Here is a 17398-nt window from a genome sequence, read left to right as displayed (position 1 = left end):
GCCGTACCGGACGTGGGGGCCGACCTCGGCGGCGGGGTGGCGGCGGCCGGCGTCCGGGCTCCCGCCGGGGCCTCCGCGACACGTTTCTCGATTTCCCGCAGGCGGATGTGGTAGGCCGTCTTCCAGCATTCTTCACTCCTGGGGAAGGGCGTGGGTGCTGGCCGCAGCAGGTGAATACGGCCTGCGCGTCAGCCAGAGCAGTTAACCGGATTACCACTTGGTGGCGGCCTCGCCGGATTCACGAGAAGCGAGGAAGTCCTGGTTCGTCATCGTCTTCACCCCCCACTGAGATCGATTCACGATCAGGGGAAACCATGAAGCACGCCGGCCAATCGAGAAAAGGACACTCCTGCCCATTTGCTCGACATCCCGGATGCATAGCACGGGCCGCCAGGCCCTGTTACAGAGTCTGGCCCAGTCAACGGGGGACGGGCAAGTACACAAGCAAACCCAACTCACCCCAGGCAATGTGATACATGTCACAGCCCGGCAGGCGTGGTCGACATCCATATCGGGCATCGCGCGGTAATTCCCCAATTGCCTCTTCAACGGCACCCGCCAGTCATTCACACCTCCGCATCCGACGCCCCATGTCAAGGTAATTCGCGAAGAAAGAGAGAAACCGCGCAGCGCGGAATCGAGCACGATGACGCCGGCGACACGACATCCGGGGAACCGCCCGCAAAACGCGAGTCAACTGGTGCCCCGACGGCGAACACGGGATGGGTCGGCGTCGGTGCGGACCACAACGGGGCCGCCCTCGCCGGTCAACGCTCCTTGATCAGTGGATCCGCCGTTGACCAGGCCCTCCCCGGGCGGGCTACTTGATGGCCAGGATGCCCTCGAAGAACAGGTACTTCTGGATGGTGACGACCCCGGTGAAGCCCGTGCGGTGCAGTAACTCATGGGTGTCGTTGCTGGGTTGGGGGGCCATCACGGAGCGGAGGCTGCGTTCCTTGTTGTAGATCTCCTCCGGCTCGAACCCGTTGTCGATCTTGAACTCCAGATAGAGCTGCTGCAGCATGTCCTGGAGTCGCGCGTCGGGGCTGAGCACCTTCTCGAAGAGGAAGAGCCCGCCGCCCTCGACCAGCCCGTCGTAGATGCGTTCCAGCGCCAGCCGCCGTTGTTCGGGGGGCGCGAACTGCAGGGTGTAGTACATGATCACGGCATTGGAGTCGGTGTAGTCGGCGCTCAACACCTCTCCCTGGGAGATGGTCACGTTCTCCAGACGGGCGCAGGTCTCCCGGGCGGCGCGCACCATGTCGGCCTCGATGTCGATGCCGACGAGGCTGAGGTCCTTGCTGCTGGGTTTTCTGGCGATGGAGGCCAGCAGGGTTCCCGTCGAGCAGCCGACATCGATGATCGTCCCGCCGGGGCGGGAGAAGAACTCGACGCATTTGGCGATGAGTTCGTGTCCGTGGAGATAGAGCGGGACGCTCTTGTTGACATGGGCGTCGAAGTGGCGGGGTGTCGAACCGGCGAAGCTCCACCGGGTGTTGGTCGTGACGATGTCGTCGCCGACCGTGGCGTTTCCGGCCCTCTCGGCCGGTCCTGCGGGTTCGGCCTGCTCGTCACCTGTTTCCTCGGGTACCACCGTCGTCTCGTGTGCGCTCAACTTCTCGCCTCTCTCGGGGGCGGGTCACTGATGGGTGAACATCTGGCGGAGGGCGGCCCGGTCCACCTTGCCGTTGCGGGTGACCGGGAACTCCTCAAGCTCCCAGTAGTGGGCGGGGACCATGTAGTCCGGCAACGCGTCACGGCAGGCGGCACGCAGCTCGGTGGCGGTCACCGATCCGTCGTCCCGCAGGGCGTAGCAGACGCCGAGGTGCGCGTTCCCGTGGCCGACGCCGAAGGCGACGGCGTGGCGCACCCCCGGGACGGCCTGGACCACGGCCTCGACCTCGCCGGGCTCCACGCGGTAGCCACGGATCTTCAGCTGTTGGTCCACGCGGTGCAGGAAGTGGAAGTCCCGGCCGTCGAACCTGACCTGGTCGCCCGAGAAGTAGCACCGGCGGAGGGCCCCGTCGCGGTGCGGAAGTCGTCGGAACCTGCGGGCGGTCAGCTCGTCGTCGCCGAGGTAGCCGAGCGCGACGCAGTCGCCCGCGATGACCAGTTCGGCCTCCTCCCCCGGGGCGAACGGCCGTACCGCGCCGTCCGCGTGGGCGAGCAGTTCGACGCCGGCCACGGCGTTGCCGATGGGCGGGTGGTCGGGCCAGGCCGAGGGGTGGCCCGGCAACCGGTGGTGGGTGACGACATGGGTCTCGCTCGGCCCGTAGTGATTGACCAGGGCGAGGCCGTCGGCGGCGCAGAACTCCCTGACCTCGTCGTTGACGACCAGACGCTCGCCGGCGATCACGAGTTCCCTGAGGTCTGGCAGGCCCTCGCTCTCCAGCAGGGCGGCCATGGCCAGTCCGTGCAGGGCCTGGACCGGCAGGAAGGCGCGGGCGACGCGGTGGCGTCGGAGCGTGGCGTGGAGGGCAGGGAAGTCCCGCCGCGTCGGATCGTCGACGATGACGAGGCGGGCGCCGGAGAGCCAGGTGGCCACCAACTCCTCGTAGCCGACGTCGAATCCGACGGACGCGGCGTGCAGCGTGTCCGGCGGCGTGGGGTGCGGCCAGTGGTCGACGTGCCAGCGGCCCAGGTTCGCCAGTGTCGCGGGGGGCACCGCCACCGCCTTCGGTTCCCCGGTGGAGCCCGAGGTGGGGATGACGTAGCAGACCGGCCCGTCGTCCGCGTCGTCTCCCGGCTTGCCCCGCATCTCGTCGAAGGTGTGTGTCGGGGCGCCGAAGTCGGCGAGGGGCGGGGTCCCCCGGCCCCGGAGCACGAGGCGTGTCCCGCTGTTGACCGCGATCTTCCTGGCGCGCGCGGCGGGCTGTTCCCGATCGATGGAGACGACGCCGGCGCCGAGCCGCCAGGCGGCCAGGACGGCGACGCAGCGGTCCCATCCGCGTGCGGCCTGGATCGCGACGATGTCCCCGCCGGTCACGCCGTGTTCGGCGAGTCCACCCGCCATATCGGCGGAGAGCCGGTCGAGTTCGGCGTAGCTGTGGCTGTCGTCGCCTTCGACGACGGCGGTGGCGTGGGCGTGGTCGCGCAGGGCGGTGCGCAGTGCGTGGATCAGTGACACGTCGGTGGCCTCGCAGGTCTCCGTCGAAGGGGTGGGCGTCGGGGTGCGTTCACTGACTCCGTCGGTCCTCTCTCCCTCAGGTCTCGGCGAGTTCGGCCCCGACGAGGCCGGCGATCTCCGGCAGCGCCCCGGGCCGCATGAGGTCGTAGTGGCCGCAGGGGACGGTGCGGACCGTGATCCCGCCCTCGATATGCGCCTGCCAGCGGTCGGGGGTGGGGGACGCGGCGGTGCGGCCGTGTTCGGCGAGCAGGAACAGGGCGTCGCCGTGGAAGACCGGCGGTGTGTGGTCGTGTCCCAGGGCGAGGTTGTTGGCGGTCACCGTGGCGACCCGGGCGCGTCGCGCCTCGTCCAGGGCGCTCAGCGCGCCATGGCGCAGGTGGGCGTCGGCGGCCGTCGGGTCCGGGCGCCGGGCGGGGTCTTTGGACGACGGGTAGCTGTCGAGGAGGGCGAGCAGCGAGACGTGTTCTCCTCGTCGCTGGAGCATGGCGGCCATGGCCTGGGCCACCAGACCTCCGAAGGACCAGCCGAGCAGCCGGTAGGGGCCGGTCGGTTGGAGCCGGGTGATCCGCGTCAGGTAGTCGTGTGCCATCTCCGTGACGCTGGTGGGCAGCGTGCCCTCGTTCTCGATGCCGCGTGCCTGGAGCCCGATGAGGGGGACGTCGTGCGGGAGGTGTCGGGCGAGCCCCAGATAGGACCAGCTCAGGCCGATCACGGGGTGCACACAGAACAGCGGGGGGCGCGTTCCCCCGGCGCGCAGCGGCAGAACGGGCGCGAACGGGCTCTCGCCGCGCGCGCCGTTCAGGTGGGCGACCAGATCGGCGACCGTGGGGGCCGCCAGCAGGTCGGCGATGGTCAGGTCGGCTCCGAGCACCTCGCGGATTCTGCTGACGAGTCGGACGGAGAGCAGGGAGTGCCCGCCCAGCGCGAAGAAGTCGTCGCGGGTGCCGACGCGGGGCAGGTCAAGGGCCTCGGCGAACAGTTCGCACAGCAGTTCCTCGCGCGGGGTGCGGGGGGCGGCTCCGGGGGCGCGGTCGGCCAGGGGCGCCGGGGCCGGCAGGGCGCGGCGGTCGAGCTTTCCGTTGGGCAGCAGCGGCAGCCGGGGCAGCAGGGTGATATCGGCCGGTACCAGATGGTGGGGCAGTGCTCCGGTCAGTCGCCTCCGCAGGGCCTCCGCCGTCAGGGGGTTGCCCGGCGCCCCGTCGGCGGCGGGGGCCGGCACCACATAGGCGGCCAGCCGGGTGTCGCCGGCGCCGGCTTCGCGGGGGACGACGACGGCCTGGGCGACATCGTCGGCGGTGGCGATCTCGGCGGCGATCTCGCCCGGTTCCACCCGGAAGCCCCGTATCTTGACCTGGTCGTCCGCGCGGCCCAGGAACTCCAGCACCCCGTCGTCCCGCCAGCGCGCCAGATCGCCGGTGCGGTACATGCGGGTGCCCGGCGGGCCGTGGGGGTCGGCGAGGAAGCGTTCGGCGGTCAGCCCCGGCCGGTTCACATAGCCACGGGTGATCTGGGCGCCCGCGAGGTAGAGCTCGCCGGCCACCCCGACGGGGACGGGGCGCAGCGCCGCGTCCAGGACATGGGCGCGGGTGTTCGCCACGGGGCGGCCCAGCGGGACATGGCCGCCGTCGCGTTCCGGGACCGTGCCCTGCCACGTGGTGGCGAGAACGGTGGCCTCGGTGGGGCCGTAGAGGTTGACGATCCGGCGGTAGGCGCGGGCGAGCGGGGCGGGCAGTGCCTCGCCGCCGGAGAGGACGGTGAGTCGTTCCCGGTCTGCCGCGTCGAGGAGCGGCGTCATCGCGGCGAGCAGCGAGGGCACGAACAGGCCGTGGGTGACGCCCTGTTCGGTCAGGTGGGACACCAGCAGGTCGACGCGCCCGGACACCTCGTCGGGGGCGATCGCCAGGGTGGCGCCGGAGGTGAGGGCGGCCCAGATCTCCCAGACCGAGGCGTCGAAGCCGATGGAGCTGTGGGCCAGCATCACATCGCCGGGGCCCAGCAGCCGGCTGCGCCGCTGCCACAACAGCTGGTTGGTGAGGCCCCGTCGGGTGACGACCACGCCCTTGGGCCGTCCGGTGGAGCCGGAGGTGTAGATCGCGTAGGCGGGGTGGTCCTGATGGGCGGCGTGGGCGGGGTGGCGTGGCTTCCGTGGGGCGGCGGGCGGGCGCGCGGGGTCGTCGGGCGCGTCCTCCAGCACGAGGACGGGCCGCACCTCGTCGAGCATCCGGGCGGCCCGGGCGGCGGGGTAGCCGGGATCGATCGGCAGATAGGCGGCGCCGGCCTTGAGCACGGCGAGGACGGCGATCACCAGATCCGTTCCGCGGGGCAGCCGGATGGCGACGAACCGCTCGGGACCGGCGCCGGCGGCGGCCAGCCGGTCGGCCAACCGTTCGGCCCTGAGCCGCAGTTCGGCGTAGGTCAGTTCCTCGCCGGCCGTGCGCACGGCGACCGCCCGGGGGGTGCGCGTCGCCTGCTCGTCGAAGAGTTCGGCGGGTGTGGTGGTGGGCAGCGGGCGGTCGGTGGCGTTCCAGCGGCGCAGCAGGAGCGCTTCCCCGGGCGGGAGGAGGGTGATGCGTCGGATGGGCAGGTCGGGCCGCGCGGTGGCCTGCTCCAGGACGCGGATCAGCGAGGTGCCGAGGCGCCGCACCGCGTCCCGGTCGAAGAGCTGGGTGCGGTAGCCGAGCACGCAGTCGAGCCAACGGGACTCGTCCCGGGGCGAGCGGCGTTCGACAAAGGTGATGGTGAGGTCGAACTTGGTGCCGTCTGCGTGGGTCTCCAGGAACGCGCCGCGCAGGCCCGGGAGTTGGGGCGGGCCGGCCGGTTCGGAGGCCAGGGAGAGCATGACGCGGAAGATCGGGTTCGCCGCCGCCGAGCGGCCCGGGTTCACCTCCCTGACCACGCGTTCGAAGGGCACGTCCTGGTGGGCGAAGGCCGCGCGGTCGGTGTCCGCGACACGTTCGAGCAGGGCGCGGAACGTGGGGGCGCCTGAGGTGTCGACGCGCAGGACCAGGGTGTTGACGAGGAATCCGACGAGGTCGTCGAGCGCTTCGTGGCCGCGCCCGGCGACAACGGTGCCGACGGGGATGTCGGTGCCGGCGCCGAGCCGGTCGAGGAGGGTCGCCACCGCGGTGTGGAGGACCATGAACGTTGTCGCCCCGGACGATCTGGCCAGCCGGGTGAGTCGGTCGTACACCTCGGGGGCGCAGCGCGTCACCACATGGCCGCCCTCGTGGTCCGGCGGCCCCGACCGCGGGCGTTCCGCCGGAAGGGCGAGTCGGGCGGGCAGGCCGGCCAGTGTCTCGCGCCAGTACGCCAGTCCCCGGGCGGCGGCGCTGCCCGGGGTGTCCGCCGTCTCCAGCGTCTCCCGCTGCCAGAGCGTGTAGTCGGCGTACTGGACCGGCAGGGGGGACCAGGCGGGGGCGGTGCCGGTGCGGCGCGCGGCGTAGGCGGTGGCCAGATCGCGCCAGAGCACCGGTTCGGACCAGCCGTCCACCACGATGTGGTGGAACACCAGGGACAGCACATGGTCGTTCGGCCCGAGCCGGTAGAGGGCGGCGCGCAGCGGCGGCCGTGCGGCGAGGTCGAACCGGTGGGTGCGGTCGCCGTCCAGAAGGGCCCGCAGCCCGTGCTCGTCGGTGTCGGTGAGCGGCAACGCGGCGGGCGTCGCGGGCGGCGGCAGGACCCGCTGGGTGGGGGTGCCGTCGTGCTCGGGGAAGAGGGTGCGCAGCGGTTCGTGGCGGGCGGTGAGGTCGGCGAGGGCGAGCCGCAGCGCCGGCACATCGAGCGCCCCGGTGAGCCGCAGGGCGAAGGGAACGTTGTACGCCGTTGCCCCGGCCCCGAGTTGGTGCAGGTACCAGAGGCGTTGTTGGCCGGCGGAGAGCGGCAGCCGCTCGGGGCGTGGCCGGAGGGGGAGCGTCGCCGGCCCGGGCGTGGTGGCCGTGGGCCGGGCGGCGGCGGCGAGCCGCGACACCGTGGGGCGGGCGAAGACGTCCTGGGCGGTCAGGGAGAGACCGAGCTTTCCGCGGGCCTGGACGACCAGGCGCATGGCCAGCAGCGAACTGCCGCCGAGGCGGAAGAAGTCGTCGTGGACCCCGACCCGGGCCAGGCCGAGCACCTGGGCGAACAGCACGGCGAGTGCCGTCTCCGCGGGGGTGGGCGGCCGGTCGTCGCTCTCCCGCTCGACCGGGCGTGGCAGCGGCAGCATCCGGTGTCGGGGGCGGCCGTCGGGGGTGAGCGGGAGTTGCCCGAGCACCATCACGGTGACCAGGGCGTGGGTTCCGGGGAGCCGTTCCTCGACCCACTGGGCGAGTCGCGCCGGGTGGGGTGCGGAGCCGGTGGTGGGCACCGCGTAGCAGACCACGCGGCGTTCGCCGGGCCGCACGCGGCGCGGCAGGGCGATGGTCTCCGCGATCTCGGGGTGTTCGGCCAGGGCGGCCGCGACCTCGTCGGGGCTGACGGTCACGCCGCCCGAGGCCAGTCGCTCGGCGGCTCGTCCCAGGTGCTCCAGCGCGCCGGCGGCGGTGTACCGCGCCAGTTCGCCGGTGCGGACCATCCGTGTGCCGGGCGCGCCGAACGGGCAGGCGACCAGGCGTGCCGCCGTCCCCGGGGCGTCGGCCGTCGGGCCGCCGGTCAGGCCCTCGGCCGTGAGGTACAACTCCCCCGTCACACCGGGCGGAAGCGGGTTCAGCCAGGGGTCGAGCACCCACGCGGTGATCCCGTTCAGGGGGCGGCGGGCTCGGGGCGGGCCGGCCGCGAGGGGTGCGTCGGCGGCCAGGGTGTGGCTGGTGTCGAATCCACCGATCTCGGGCCGGAACGAGGCGAGGACCACCGTGATGGCCGGGCAGTGTTCCCACAGCCGGCGCAGCACGGCGGCCGGGACCCCGTCGGCCGTCGTCCACAACCGCCGTACTCCGGACAGGAGTTCCGGCCGGGTGGCGACGATCCGTTGGAGGGTTCCGGGGCCCAGCCAGACCCCGGTCGCCCCGCTGCCGGGGAGCCGGTGGGCCGGGGTGGGCGGGTCGGCCGTGCCGGGGGGCGCGACCACGATCCGGCCGCCCGTCAGCAGCGGGAACCACAGCTCGTACAGGGAGGTCTCGGCGTCCGGGCGGGAGTGCAGCAGCACTCGCTCCCGCGAGCCGGCGGCGGTCGCCCGGGCGGCCAGCGCCAGCCGGACCAGGGAGCGGTGGGAGACGGTGACCTCCCCGGCCTGCTCCGCTCCGCCGGGCGAGAGCAGACAGGCCGGTTGGTCGGGGTGGATCGGGGGCCCGACAGGGGCGTCGATCCAGCCGTCGGCCGCCGGGGCGTCCTGGATCGGCAGTGCCCCGGGGATGCCGGTGGTGGCCCGGTCGACGAGCACCAGGCGGGCCGAGGCGGCCACCTCGCGCACAGCGTCGCCGGGGTCGCCGGGGTCGCCGGGGTCGGCGGGATCGGCGGGATCGGCGAGGTCGGCGGGGTCTCGGGGGACGAGCGTCGCCGCGCACTTGAGCACCGCGAGGGCGGCCACCACGGCGGGTGCCCCTGGTGCGCAGAGCAGCGCCACGCGCTCCCCGCGCCGCACGCCGCCCCGTTCCCGCAGGACGGTGGCCAACGCGTCGCTGCGGGCGTCGAGTTCCGCGTAGGTGAGGAGCGCGTCGCCGTGTTCCACGGCCACCGCCCCCGGCGCGCGGGCCGCCTGGGCGCGGAACAACTCCGGTACGGAACGGCCGGTTTCGGGCGCGGGACGGTGGTCGGCGGTCGGCAGGGCCCGGCGTTCGCGGGCGCTGAGGAGGTTGGGGCGGGTGATACGGGCGTCGGGGTCGGCGACCACGGCGCGCAGCAGGCGCTCCAGTCGGCGGGTCAGCGAGACGACGGTGGCGGTGTCGAACAGGTCGGTGCTGAACTCCGCGTCGCCGGCCAGCCCCGCCGGCGCTCCGTTGTCGTCGAGGTGTTCCACGAACTGGACGCTCAGGTCGAACTTGGCGACGCGGTGCTCGAACGGGACGCGGGTGGCGTCCAGACCCGGGAGCCGCAGATCCTCGGGATCATTGTTCTGGAGGACCAGCAGGACCTGGAAGAGCGGGTTGTGCGCCATCGAGCGGGCGGGGTTGATCTCGTCGACCAGCCGTTCGAAGGGCAGTTCCTGGTGGTCGTAGGCGGCCAGGTCGCCTTCCCTGACGCGGGCGAGCAGTTCGGTGAACGTCGGTGCGCCCGAGGTGTCGGTGCGCAGCACCAGGGTGTTGGCGAAGAAGCCGACGAGGTCGTGCAGGGACTCGTCGGGGCGGCCGGCGACCGGGGTCCCGACGGGGATGTCGGTGCCGGCGCCCAGCCGGGTCAGCAGTGCCGCGAGCCCGGCCTGCAGGACCATGAAGAGGGTGACATGGTGTTTCCTCGCCAACTCGCCCAGACCTCGGTGCAGTTCGGCGTCGAAGCGGAACGCGACCGAGGCACCGGAGAAGCTCGCTGTGGGCCCGGGGGGCCGGTCCCAGGGCAGCGTGAGACGGTCCGGCAGTCCGGCCAACCGTGTTGTCCAGTAGGCGAGTTGCCGTCCCAGCGGGGCTTGGGGGTCGGTTGCGTCCGCCAGCAGCGCGTGCTCCCACAGCGCGTAGTCGGCATAGCGCAGCGGCAGTGGTTCCCAGGCCGGTGGCCGCCCCTCTCGGCGGGAGCGGTACGCCCGGGCCAGATCGCGCCGGATGATGCCCGCCGACCAGCCGTCCCCGGCGATATGGTGCATGGTCCAGACGAGGACATGGTCCTGCGGTCCGAGGCTGAGGAGATCGGTGCGCAGCGGAGTCCCCGTCGCCAGGTCGAACGCCGACCTGGCGCGGGTGGCGAGGCGTTCGGCCAGGTCGGCCTCGTCGACGGTGGCCACGGCGAGCGTCGGGGCGCCGGTGTCCCGGGGCAGCACCCGCTGGTACGGCTCGCCGTCGCGTTCCTGGAACACGGTGCGCAGGATGTCGTGGCGTTCGACGACATCGTGGATGGCCTGTTCGAGGGCGGGGATGTCGAGCGGTCCGGTGAGGCGCCAGGGATAGCACTGGTTGTAGCCGGTGTCGGCGCCGTCCATCTGGTGGAGGAACCACAGGGCCCGTTGTCCGCCGGAGAGCGGCACCAGCTCGGGGCGGCGCGCGGCGGGCCGGACCGGTGGGTGGCCGCTCGCCCCGGTGAGCGCCGGCGCCAACTCGGCCACCGTCGGGGCGTCGAAGAGGGCCCTGACCCCGATGCCGACGCCCAGCGCGGCGCGGATCCGCGCCGCGAGCCTGGCGGCGAGCAGCGAGTGGCCGCCGAGGGCGAAGAAGTCGTCGTCGATGCCCACCGTGGGGACGCCCAGCACCTCGGAGAACAGCCCGCACAGGATGTGTTCCCGTTCGGAGCGCGGGCCCCGTGCGCCGGGCCGCTCGGGCGGGGCCCCGGCCAGCAGCGCGCCCCGGTCCACCTTGCCGTTTCGGGTGAGGGGCAGCCGGTCGAGCACGGCGATCCGCGCGGGGACCAGATGGTGCGGCATCCGTCTGCGCAGTGCGACCCGCAGTCCCGCCCCGTCCGGGGAGGCTCCCGGCTCCGGGGTGACCCAGGCCCTCAGCTGCCGGGTGTGGCCCGCGCCGACCGGCAGGACATGGGCGGCGGCCACCCCCGGCATGCCGCGCAGGGCGGTGGCGACCTCGCCGGGTTCGACGCGGTGGCCGCGGATCTTCACCTGGTCGTCGAGGCGGCCCAGGAACTCCAGGACGCCGTCGGGCCGTTGGCGGACCCGGTCGCCGGTCCGGTAGCGGCGTCGGCCTTCGGGCCCGACGCGGAAACGCGCGGCGGTCCCCTCCTCGTCCCCGAGGTAGCCCCGGGCCACCGTGGGGCCGCCGATCCACAGCTCACCCGGGGTGCCGGGCGGCACCGGCCGGCCCGACGGGTCGGTCACCTGGCAGTCGACGTTGGCCAGGGGCCGCCCCAACGGGACGACGCCGTGCCGCAGTTCCTCGGCGATCTCGGCCACATCGCAGGTGAGCACGGAGACGGTGGTCTCCGTCGGCCCGTAGGACGTCTGCACCACCAGTTCCGGTGCGGCCCGGCGGATGCGGCGGACCAACTCCCAGGAGCATGCCTCGCCGCCCAGCACCAGCAGGCGGCGCGGGAGCAGGGGGCCGAGTTCCGCGTCGCCGGCGAGCATCTCCAGCTGGCTGGGCACGCATTTGACCGCGTCCACCGGATGCGTGCGGAGGTAGTGGCCCAGCCGTTCCGGGTCGTTGCCGGTCTCGGCGTCCACCAGATGCACGGTGCGGCCGGTGGTGAGGGCCCCGAGGAGGGAGGTGAGGCCGAGGTCGGCGGCGTGCGTCGAGAGCAGGGCGAAGGAGCGGATGCCGGGCGCCGAGGACTCCATCGCCGGGCGTACCGCGTGCAGGTAGTGGGTGATGTGCCGGTGTTCGACGCCGACCCCCTTGGGGGTGCCGGTGGAGCCCGAGGTGAAGATGGTGTAGGCGAGCGAGGCGGGCGTCACCGGGGGCAGGACCCCCTCGGCCTCGGGCCGGGCGCCGGCGTCTTCGAGGTCGTCGGCATCTTCGAAGCCGTCCGCGTCTTCGAGGTCGTCGAGGGGCAGCACCAGTCGTTCGCCGGCCGGCAGGCCGGGCGCCAGACGCCGGGTGGTGAGCACCACCCGGACGCCGGCGGTGTCCAGCAGGGTGGCGAGTCGGCCGGCGGGCAGCGTCTCGTCCACCGGCAGATAGCAACCGCCGGCCCGTAACACCCCGAGCATCGCGGTGACCAGGTCGGTGCGGCGGTCGCAGTGGACGGCGACCGGCTGGTCGGGGGCGACGCCGGCGGCGCGCAGCCGCCTGGCCAGGCGTGCGGCGCGGGAGCCGAGCCGGCCGTAGCTGAGCGGCCCGTCGGGGCCGACGGCGGCGATCGCCTCCGGTGTCCGCGTCACCCAGCGGTCGATGAGCGGGTGCAGCAGCCCGCTGGGGATCCGCGCGCGGGGCCCGGCCAGCGTCCGGCCCTCGGCGGGCCCGACCGGTATCCGGGTGACGGGCCGCTCGGGATGTTCCGTCATCCCGGTCAGCAGGGCGAGGTACCCGTCGCGCCAACGGGCCACCGTCGCGGCGTCGAACAGGCCGGCGTGGTAGGCGAATCGGCCGTGGATCGTGGTGCGCGCATCGCTCAGATAGAGCGCCAGGTCGAACTTGACCGCCCCGTTCCTGATCTCGCCGGTTTCGACGGTCAGCCCGTCGGCCCAGGTGGTGGGGCCCTCCGCCGTCGTGAGGTTCACCAACGCGTCGACCAACGGCATGGCGCCGGCGGCTCGTTCGAGCGCCAGTCGGCGCACCACCCGTTCGAAGGGGACCCCGGAGTGCTCCAGCGCCGCCAGCAGCCCGTCCCGCACCCGGTGCAGCGCGTCGGGCGTGGACGGCTCCCCGCCGAGGTCGGTGCGCACGACGACCGTGTTGACGAAGCTGCCCACCGTCTGTTCGAACCTCGGGTCGTCCCGGCCCCAGGCGGGGACGGCCACCGCGATGTCCTCGCGGCCCGAGGCCGTCGCCAGCAGGGTCTGGAAGGCCGTGACCAACACCGTGAAAGGCGTGCACCTGGACGCGCGGGCGAGGGCGCGGACCGCCCGGGTCAACGCGGTGGGGAGTTCGAACGACAGGGAGCCCTCGGTGGCGGGCCCGTCGGGCGAGCGGGGCCGGTCGTGCGGAAGGTGCGGGGGCGGCTCCAGACCGGCCAACCGTTCGGCCCACCACTCCAGTCCCGCCGAGATGTCCCGTTCCCGCTCCCATGCCACGAACTCGGCGTAGTCCACCGCCGGTTGCCCGGGCGCCCGGCCCTCGCCGAGGCGGGCCAGGTAGCGGACGGCGAGGTCCTGGCGCAGCAGCCGGTACGACCAGGCGTCCAACGCGATGTGGTGGAAGGTCAGCGCCAGCACATGGGAGGTGTCCCGCAGCCGGTACAGGGTCGCCCGCGTCGGCACCTCGGTCCGCAGATCGAACGGGCGCCTCGCCTCGGCCTCCGCCGCCGACTCGTCCCAGCCGTCGACGACCGCGATCGGGACCCGGTCCACCGGCTGGAACACCGCGTACGGCTCCCCGTCCCGTTCCTCGACGAGGCCGCGCAGCACCGGGTGGGCGGCGACCAGGTCGCGCAGGGCGTCGACCAGCGCGGTCGCGTCCAACGGACCGCTCAGCCGCAGCACATACGGCTGGTTGTAGGCGGCGCTGTCCGGCGCGTAGCTCGACGCGAACCACATGCGCCGCTGCGCGGTGGACAGCGGGTGCGCCGGCGGGGGGTCGACGCTCGGCTGGGCGGTCCGTTGGGTGGAGACGGTCATCGGGGTCCCCTCGTGGGTGTGGTCACGGCCGGGAGGGCGTCACTCCGGGCGTCCGGTCGGCGCCTTCTCCGGCGGCGGATCCTCCGCCTCCCGCCGCGCGCCGGCGGTCAGGCGGCGTCCGGCGACGAGCGCGGGCACGGCCAGGGCGGCCGTGAGGCCGGCGGAGACGACCATGCCCGCACGTGTTCCGGTGAGCGCGAGCAGGGGCGCGCCCAGGAGCACGCCAAGGGGGCCGGCGGTGTTGTATCCGGCGCTCCAGAAGGTGAGTACGGGTTGGTGGTCCTCGTCGTCGAGTCGGCCTTGGACGGCGGTGTACATGACGGGGACGAACGGGGCCCAGACCAGCCCGCCGACGGAGAGGGCGGCCGCGGCCAGATAGACGTTGGGGGCGAACGAGACGAGGCACAGGGCGCCGGCCCAACTGGCGATGAGGACGGTCAGCACCCGGTGGGCCGGCAGGGTCTTGAGGAAGCCGCTGGCGAGCGAGCCGGCCACGGCGCCGATGCCGAGCCCGGTCATGAGCAGTCCGTACGCGGCCTCGTCGGCGTGCAGGTCGTTCTGGACGAAGAGCGGCATCGAGACCGAGATCGGCCCCCACAGCAGGTTGAAGCCGAAGGCCACGCAGAACATGGGCCACAGCCCGCCGGTGTTCTTGAGGATCTGCCAGCCGGATCTGCGCCCGGCCCTGGCGGCCGGCTGACGGCCCGCCCGCAGGCCGACGAGTCCGGCGGCGAGCGCGACGAAGGACACCCCGTCGAAGAGGAGCGGCAGCCAGGGCCCGGCCCACAGGACGAGGAGTCCGCCGAGGCTCGGCCCCAGGATGTAGAGCGCGGTGCTGTCGTTGAGGGCCAGGACGCTGTTGACGGGGAGCCGGTCCTCCTTGCCGACCATTCCGGTGACCAGGACCCGGCGGGAGGCCCCGGCGACGGCACGCAGCGAGGACCCGAACAGCAGCATCACGAACAGCGGCCAGAGCGTCAGGGCGTCCAACACGGCGAGCACGGCGAGGGCGGTGGAGACGGAGCAACGCAGGGCGCAGTCGACCGCGATGACCGTGACCGGGTCCAGCCGGGTCCTGCCCAACCCCATGCGCAGCCCCAGGGGCAGCGAGATGAGGTGCGGCGCCGCCACCACCAGGGACACCGCCAGCGCCGCGCTGAGGGGTTCGTGGACGCGGATCGCCAGCAGCGGCAGGGCCACCAGCAGCATCCCGTCCCCGATCTTGGACACGAAGTCCCCGGCGAGCAGGTAGGCGAGCCGTCCGTGCCGGACGACGACACGGTACGGACGCAGCGGGTTCATGCCCGATCTCCCTCCCCCGGGGACCCGTCCGGCAGGGACGGGCGGAACGTCATGTCGTGCGCGCTCATGACGTCGGGGGCCAGCCGCGCCAGTCGCAGCTCACGTGCCTGGGGATCGCCGGCCAGTGAGAAACGCGGATCCCACCGTTCCTCGTGCCGCCCCAGGTAGCGGACGAGTTTGCGCCGCGCCCGGGGGACGTCGAACGGCTCGACGGTGCCCGTCCCGTGCGCCCGTACCTGGCGCACCAGCCCGCTGTGCACCTCGCAGACGTCCACGACCAGGTCGAAGACGGGGTCGTCGGGCAGTTGGCGCATCAGTCGGGACCAGGGCCCGACGAACACCCAGAAGGCGCTGTCCTCCCACAGGTACCAGACGGGCCGCACCACCGGTCCTCTGGTGGCGACGCGCGCCACCAGGGGCTGGGCCAGCAGTTCCTCGACGTCGAAGGGCGCGCCCTCGGGGAACCGGATGCGGTCGTCGACCCGTTCCACTCTCATCGGTGGTTCCCCGCCTCCCGTCCGCTCCCGGATGCCTCCCGCACGGCGGCGGCCAGCCGGGCGGCGGCCTCGCCGGCCCGTTCCGGCGGGAGGCAGGAGAAGGCCAGCCTGGCCGTGGTGCGATCGGGGTCGGCCGGGTAGAACTCGGCGCCCGGCACATAGGAGACGCCGTGCCGCAGCGCGACGGGCAGCAGCGCGGCGGTGTCCAGCCGGGGGCCCAGCCGCGCCCATACGAAGAACCCGCCCTGGGGGGTCTCGAAGCGTGCCTCCGGCAGTTGGTGGCGAAGTTCCCCGGTCAGGGCGGAGCGCCGCCGCCGGTAGAGGGCGCGCAGGCGGGTCAGCCGTCGGTCGAAGAACCCTTCCCGGTCGAGCAGGGCGTGGACGACCCGCTGGAGCAGTTCCGAGTTCCCCAGGTCGGCGGCCTGCCGCACCACCCGCAGCGCCGGGAGCAGCGCCGGTGGCGCCGTCAGATAGCCCACGCGGCAGCCGGGGAACAGCACCTTGGAGAAGCTGCCCAGATGCAGCGCCCGGTCGCTGAGGCCGGCCAGCGACGCGGCCTCGGGCGGCCGGTCGGACAGCCAGATGTCGCGGTAGGGGTCGTCCTCCACCAGATGGAATCCGTAACGGTCGGCGAGGTCCGCCAGACGGCGGCGCTGCCGCTCGTCGAGCGTCGCCCCCGTGGGGTTGGAGTAGTTGGGCACGACGTAGACCAGACGGGGGCGCAGGCCGGCGGCGAGCCGGTCGGCCAGCTCCGTCAACTCCGGGTCAGCCGCCAGCGGGACGGGCCGCACGTCGGCCTCGAAGAGCCGGAACACCTGGAGCGCCCCGATATAGCTGGGGCTGTCGGTCACCACGATGTCGCCCGGGTCGAGCAGGGCCTTGCAGACGAGGTCGATGCCCTGCTGCGAGCCCTGGGTGATGATCAGTTCCTCGCCGTCCACGGTCACCCCGAGATCCGCGCGCAGTCGTGCGGCGATCCACGCGCACAGCGCCGGTGACCCGTGGGTGACGCCGTACTGCAGGCCGGGGGACGCGCCCGCCAGCACCTCGCCCACGACGGCGGTGATCTCGGGGCTCGCCAGCCCCTCGTCGGCCGGCAACCCGCCGGCCAGGGACAGCACGCCCGTGCTGTCGCCGAGCCGCAGCACGGAACCGATGGCCGACGGTGCCATCGTCGCCATGCGCCTGGCCAGCACGGGACGCTCCGCCGCGTTGGTCGCCCCCACCATCGGCTACTCCATCTCCTTGCGGAAGACGGAGACATGACGCCCCGTGCCGGTGAACTCCCCACCCGCCCAGCCCGCTTGCCGCGACACCGTGGTCAGCCCGGCGAGCGCGGCCATCAGATCGAGCTCCGAGGGCCAGATATAGCGGAACCTGATGGGCTGCAGCCGGGTCCTGGACTCGCCCATCACGATCATCTGCCGGTCGATGCGCTGGGCGATCGGGTCGTGCAGGGTGAGGAAGAACGCGGCCTCCTCCACCTCCACCTGCAGGGCGTCCACGTACTGCCGTTCGTTCATCCGCCGGTACGGTGGGGCGCCCAGTTCGAGCACGAGGTGACCGCCGGGCCTGAGCAGGGCGCTGACGTTGCGCAGGCACGTCAGCTGCGCCTCCTGGGAGACCAGGAAGTAGAAGGTGCTGCGCAGGGCGTAGACCAGGTCGAAGGCGCGGCCCGGCGCCGGGTCGGTGAAGTCCCCCAGGATCGGCTCCACTTGGTCGCCACCGGGCTTGTCGCGCATCTCCTTGAGCATGGCCGGGGAGGAGTCGATGCCGACCACGTTCAGGCCACGCCCCGCGAGGGGGATGGCGACGCGGCCGTTGCCGACGCCCAGTTCCAGCGCGTCGCCCTCGGGGACCCGATCGGTGAGGAACCGCACGGCGGGCTCCGGATCGCCGCCGCCGCCGAGGAAGGTGTCGAAGTCGGCCGCCAGCTTGTCGCCGTAGGTCGCGGTGCCGTAGTCACGCATCGTTGGGAACGCCTTTCGTGGGCACGTCGCCGTCCGCCTCGTCGACCGAGCGGGCCGCGTACGTGACGAACTCGTGGAAGGTCGTGCTGTCGAACACCGCCTTGAGGGGACGCGCGCCCCGAACGAACCGCGCACGGCGACCGGCGCGAGGGGATCGAGGGGGCACTCGTCCGGCCGTCGGCTGATGTCCTGTGTCATGGCGTCGAGTTGGCCGTGGGTCACG

General features: G+C 73.1%; 7 protein-coding genes. All 7 read right to left on the bottom strand.

The annotated features are described in order from the left end of the window. Positions 1 to 820: 820 nt before the first annotated feature. The gene (locus AOM46_RS30965) at positions 821 to 1615 is read right to left on the bottom strand and encodes a methyltransferase domain-containing protein (protein ID WP_078857367.1); all 795 of its coding nucleotides are present in this window, start codon (positions 1613 to 1615) and stop codon (positions 821 to 823) included. A gap of 24 nt (positions 1616 to 1639) precedes the next feature. After that, positions 1640 to 3127 (bottom strand): amino acid adenylation domain-containing protein, encoded by a 1488-nt coding sequence (locus AOM46_RS30960; RefSeq protein WP_062218185.1) that lies wholly within the window; start codon positions 3125 to 3127, stop codon positions 1640 to 1642. Positions 3128 to 3203: 76 nt separating this feature from the next. Next, positions 3204 to 13406 carry a non-ribosomal peptide synthetase gene (locus AOM46_RS30955; RefSeq protein WP_062218182.1) on the bottom strand — a complete coding sequence of 3401 codons (10203 nt, stop codon included), beginning with the start codon at positions 13404 to 13406 and terminating at the stop codon, positions 3204 to 3206. Between the two features lie 39 nt (positions 13407 to 13445). Next, positions 13446 to 14708: an MFS transporter gene (locus tag AOM46_RS30950; protein WP_062218179.1), complete on the bottom strand. Its 1263-nt coding sequence runs from the start codon at positions 14706 to 14708 to the stop codon at positions 13446 to 13448. Next, positions 14705 to 15205 (bottom strand): pyridoxamine 5'-phosphate oxidase family protein, encoded by a 501-nt coding sequence (locus tag AOM46_RS30945; protein WP_062218176.1) that lies wholly within the window; start codon positions 15203 to 15205, stop codon positions 14705 to 14707. Before AOM46_RS30945 ends, AOM46_RS30950 begins: the two co-directional genes overlap by 4 nt. Beyond that, positions 15202 to 16434: a PLP-dependent aminotransferase family protein gene (locus tag AOM46_RS30940; protein ID WP_062218173.1), complete on the bottom strand. Its 1233-nt coding sequence runs from the start codon at positions 16432 to 16434 to the stop codon at positions 15202 to 15204. The genes AOM46_RS30945 and AOM46_RS30940 overlap by 4 nt, the downstream gene beginning before the upstream one ends. A gap of 3 nt (positions 16435 to 16437) precedes the next feature. Continuing rightward, positions 16438 to 17175 carry a bifunctional 2-polyprenyl-6-hydroxyphenol methylase/3-demethylubiquinol 3-O-methyltransferase UbiG gene (locus AOM46_RS30935; RefSeq protein ID WP_062218170.1) on the bottom strand — a complete coding sequence of 246 codons (738 nt, stop codon included), beginning with the start codon at positions 17173 to 17175 and terminating at the stop codon, positions 16438 to 16440. Between the last annotated feature and the right edge of the window lie 223 nt (positions 17176 to 17398).

The organism is Streptomyces sp. NBRC 109706, assembly GCF_000974485.1.
Classification (GTDB): domain Bacteria; phylum Actinomycetota; class Actinomycetes; order Streptomycetales; family Streptomycetaceae; genus Streptomyces.
The sequence above is the reverse complement of the archived record's forward strand: the minus strand, read 5'-3'. Positions and strand labels throughout refer to the sequence as shown.

Excerpts from the sequence above, each read along its gene's own strand:
- AOM46_RS30955 (WP_062218182.1), bottom strand. The coding sequence starts at position 13,406 with ATGACCGTCTCCACCCAACGGACCGCCCAGCCGAGCGTCGACCCCCCG.
- AOM46_RS30950 (WP_062218179.1), bottom strand. The coding sequence starts at position 14,708 with ATGAACCCGCTGCGTCCGTACCGTGTCGTCGTCCGGCACGGACGGCTC.
- AOM46_RS30945 (WP_062218176.1), bottom strand. The coding sequence starts at position 15,205 with ATGAGAGTGGAACGGGTCGACGACCGCATCCGGTTCCCCGAGGGCGCG.
- AOM46_RS30940 (WP_062218173.1), bottom strand. The coding sequence starts at position 16,434 with ATGGTGGGGGCGACCAACGCGGCGGAGCGTCCCGTGCTGGCCAGGCGC.
- AOM46_RS30935 (WP_062218170.1), bottom strand. The coding sequence starts at position 17,175 with ATGCGTGACTACGGCACCGCGACCTACGGCGACAAGCTGGCGGCCGAC.